The sequence below is a fragment of the Sulfitobacter sp. HI0129 genome, assembly GCF_001635395.1.
Classification (GTDB): domain Bacteria; phylum Pseudomonadota; class Alphaproteobacteria; order Rhodobacterales; family Rhodobacteraceae; genus Sulfitobacter.
Genome location: NZ_LWGH01000490.1, coordinates 1 through 3,602, shown reverse-complemented (window position 1 = coordinate 3,602; position 3,602 = coordinate 1). Strand labels below are relative to the sequence as shown.

The window sequence follows — 3,602 nt, the reverse complement described above, 5'->3', positions numbered from 1 at the left end:
AGCACCCACGCCGCCGATGAACTGCATGCCGAACCACACTGCCAGCATGATCCATGCGGGGATTGGGAAAATCCGGAAAAAGACGATGAAGATGAACAGGATGTCCACCTTGGCCTTGGGAAAGAGCAACAGGTAGCCCCCCATCACCCCCGCAATCGCCCCCGAGGCGCCCACCGTAGGCACCGGCGAAAAAGGCGCCGACAGCACATGCGCCACGCCCGACAGCACCCCGCAGGCGAGGTAGAACAGCAGATAGCGGCCATGGCCCATCTCATCCTCGACATTGTCGCCGAAGATCCACAAAAACAGCATGTTGCCCGCCAGATGCAGCCAGCCGCCATGCAGGAACATGGAGGTGAAGAGCCCCCCGAAGCCTTCGCCCGCCGTCACCCGGCCCGGGATCAGCGCCCAGTCGTAGAAGAACAGGTTGATCGCCCGCTCGTTCGCGAAAAGCCCCACGTAGCCGAGGAAGATCGCGATGTTCACCGCCATCAGCGCATAGGTGACATAGGGCGTGCGCCCTGACGGATTATGGTCGCGGATGGGGAACATGGCGCGAAGCTGTGCGATCCTGGCACCCGGGTCAAGAGGCCCCGGTGTCGCCGCCGGGGCCTCGTGGAGTCTGGGCTGTCAGCCCATCCGCCCGGGTCAGGCCATCTGGCCCAGCAGGGCCGCGTTGCCCCCTGATGCGGTAGTGTCGACACAGACATGCCGCTCCGCCCGGACGCGTGCAACATCCGGCATCCCCGGGATCAGCGGCACGATCTGGCCGGGCCGTTCGGACAGGGCAATGTCGATGCGGCGCGCGGTCTCCGCGTCGCCCCACCACAGCACGCCGCCGTAACTCGGGCCCTCTGCCAGCGCCTCGGGCGCGACCGCGCCCTCGGGGATCACGGCCTCCCCGCCGAGCGCTTCGACCGCGCGGGCCTGCGCCCGGGCCGTCTCCGCCCCCGGTCCCATGCACAAAAGCGCCGGGCGGGGCAGGGTGGAAAGGCGGTTCGATTCCCCCGTCGGCCCCGGCATGGAAACGGCCTCGATGATCCGCGCGCTCTGGCGTGGCAGGCGGGGCAGGGGGGCCTCCGACCCGGCGGGCCATGCGTCTTCGGTGCTCTGCCGGTCGGTCTGGGCAAAGCGCAGCAGGTAATGCGGCCCGCCCGCCTTGGGGCCGGTGCCCGACAGGCCCTCGCCGCCGAAGGGCTGGCTGCCCACGATGGCCCCGATCTGGTTGCGGTTGACGTAGATATTGCCCGCCTCCACCCGTTCGGAGACATGCTGCACCCGGTCGTCGATCCGCGTCTGCAGCCCGAAGGTCAACCCGTAGCCCGTGGCATTGATCGCGTCGATCACCGCGTCCAGCTCGTCCGAGGCGAAAGTGGCCACATGCAGCACGGGGCCGAAGATCTCCCGCTCCAGATCCGCGATTCCCGTCACCCGGATGATGGTGGGCGCGATAAAGGTGCCCTCTTCCGGCGCTTTCAGCTCGGCGATGATGCGGCCATCCCGGCGCGCGGCGTCGATATGATCCGCGATTCCCTTCCGCGCCGCCTCGTCGATGACGGGGCCTACATCCGTGCTCAGCCGCCATGGGTCGCCCATGCGCAGGGTTTCCATCGCGCCCGTCAGCATGCGGATGAAATCCTCCGCGATGTCGCGCTGCACATAAAGGCACCGCAGCGCGGAACAGCGCTGGCCCGCCGATTGGAACGCGCTTTCGACGATGGCCTGCACCGCCTGCTCCGGCAGCGCCGTGCTGTCCACGATCATCGCGTTCAGCCCGCCGGTCTCGGCGATCAGCGGCGTGCCCGGCCTGCAGTGTCGGGCCATGGCCGCGCGGATCTTCAGCGCCGTCGCGGTCGAGCCGGTGAAGGCCACGCCGCCGATGCGCGCGTCGGATACCAGTGCGGCGCCCACTTCGCCCCCGCCCGGCAGCAGTTGCAGCGCATCGCGCGGCACTCCCGCCTCATGCAGCACCCGCACCACCAGATCGGCGATCAGCGGCGTCTGTTCCGCCGGTTTGGCCAGCACCGCGTTGCCCGCCGCAAGGGCCGCGGCGATCTGACCGGTGAAAATCGCCATCGGGAAGTTCCACGGCGAAATGCAGGTGAAGACGCCCGCCGGCGGCTCCCCGGTGGCCTGACCCGCGTAGTAGCGCAGGAAATCCACGCCTTCGCGCAATTCGGCCACGCAATCGGGCAGGCCCTTTCCCGCCTCCCGCGCAAGCAGGGCAAAGATCTCGCCATAGCGTGCCTCCAGCGCATCCGCGGCCTTCAGCAGGGCGGTCCGCCGCGTCGTCAGCGGGGCGAGCCAAGGTGCAGCAGCGGAAAGTGCGGTTTCCACATCCGCGGCAGAGGCAGGGCGCACATGACCCGGCACATCGCCGGGCCGCGCCGGGTTGGTGACGGCAACCGCCGCCTCCGGCGCCGCGTCACCCGCCAGCAAGGGGCCCGCCGACCATTCATGGTTGCGGAAGGGCTCCCGCGCCTCCTCCACCGCGCGCAGGGTCGGCACATGTGCCAGATCGAACCCCGCCGCATTGGCCCGCAGCGGCTGGAACAGCTCCGGCCCCCGGGCGATAGGGCTGTTGTGCTGGCTGCCGATCAACTCGAACGGGTCGGCGGCCACCACCTCAGCCGGCACGTCCTCATCCACGATCTGGTTCACGAAGCTGGAGTTGGCGCCGTTTTCCAGCAGCCGCCGCACGAGGTAGGCCAGCAGGTCGCGATGCGCGCCCACCGGCGCATAGATCCGGCAGCGCGTGCCGTTCTGCTTCATCACGATATTGTGCAGCGTCTCGCCCATGCCATGCAGCCGCTGGAATTCAAAGCTTTCGGGGTCCTCGGCCATGTGCAGCACCGCGGCCACCGTATGGGCGTTGTGGGTGGCGAACTGCGGATAGATGCGGTCCGTCATGTCCAGCAGCTTGCGCGCGTTCGCGATGTAGGAGACATCCGTCGCCGCCTTCTGGGTGAAGACGGGGAAGCCATCCACCCCCTCGACCTGCGCGCGCTTGATCTCCGTGTCCCAGTAGGCGCCCTTCACCAGCCGCACCATGATGCGCCGGTCGTGCCTCTGGGCCATGTCGTAAAGCGTGTCGATCACCCGGCCCGCGCGCGGCCCATAGGCCTGCACCACGACGCCGAAACCGTCCCACCCCGCCAGCGCGGGTTCGGACATCACCCGTTCGATCACCTCCAGCGACAGGGCCAGCCGGTCGGCTTCCTCCGCATCGATGTTGAGGCCCATGCCGGCGGATTTCGCCAAGAGCGCCAGTGCGCGCAGACGCGGCACGAGGTCGGTCATCACCGCGTCCTGCTGGGCAAGTTCATAGCGCGGATGCAGCGCCGACAGTTTGACGGAAATGCCGGGGTTGCGGCGGATATCGTCATGGGTGCAGGCGGTTGCGATGGCCGAAATGGCGCGGCTGTAGCTCAGGTGATAGCGCTTGGCGTCCGCCTCGGTGCGCGCGGCCTCGCCCAGCATGTCGTAGCTGTAGGTATAGCCCTTCTTCTCCATGCCCCGGGCGCGATCCATCGCGGCGTCGATGGTTTCGCCCAGCACGAACTGGCGGCCCATCTCCTTCATGGCGCGGCTGGGCGAGCCGG

General features: G+C 68.3%; 2 protein-coding genes. Both read right to left on the bottom strand.

All coding sequences use genetic code 11. The features are described from left to right. The coding region (locus A3764_RS13445; RefSeq protein ID WP_067951664.1) for a rhomboid family intramembrane serine protease at positions 1-552 on the bottom strand (552 nt) is incomplete at its 3' end. 96 nt (positions 553-648) lie between these two features. Beyond that, the coding region (gene putA, locus A3764_RS13440; protein ID WP_067951663.1) for a bifunctional proline dehydrogenase/L-glutamate gamma-semialdehyde dehydrogenase PutA at positions 649-3,602 on the bottom strand (2,954 nt) is incomplete at its 5' end.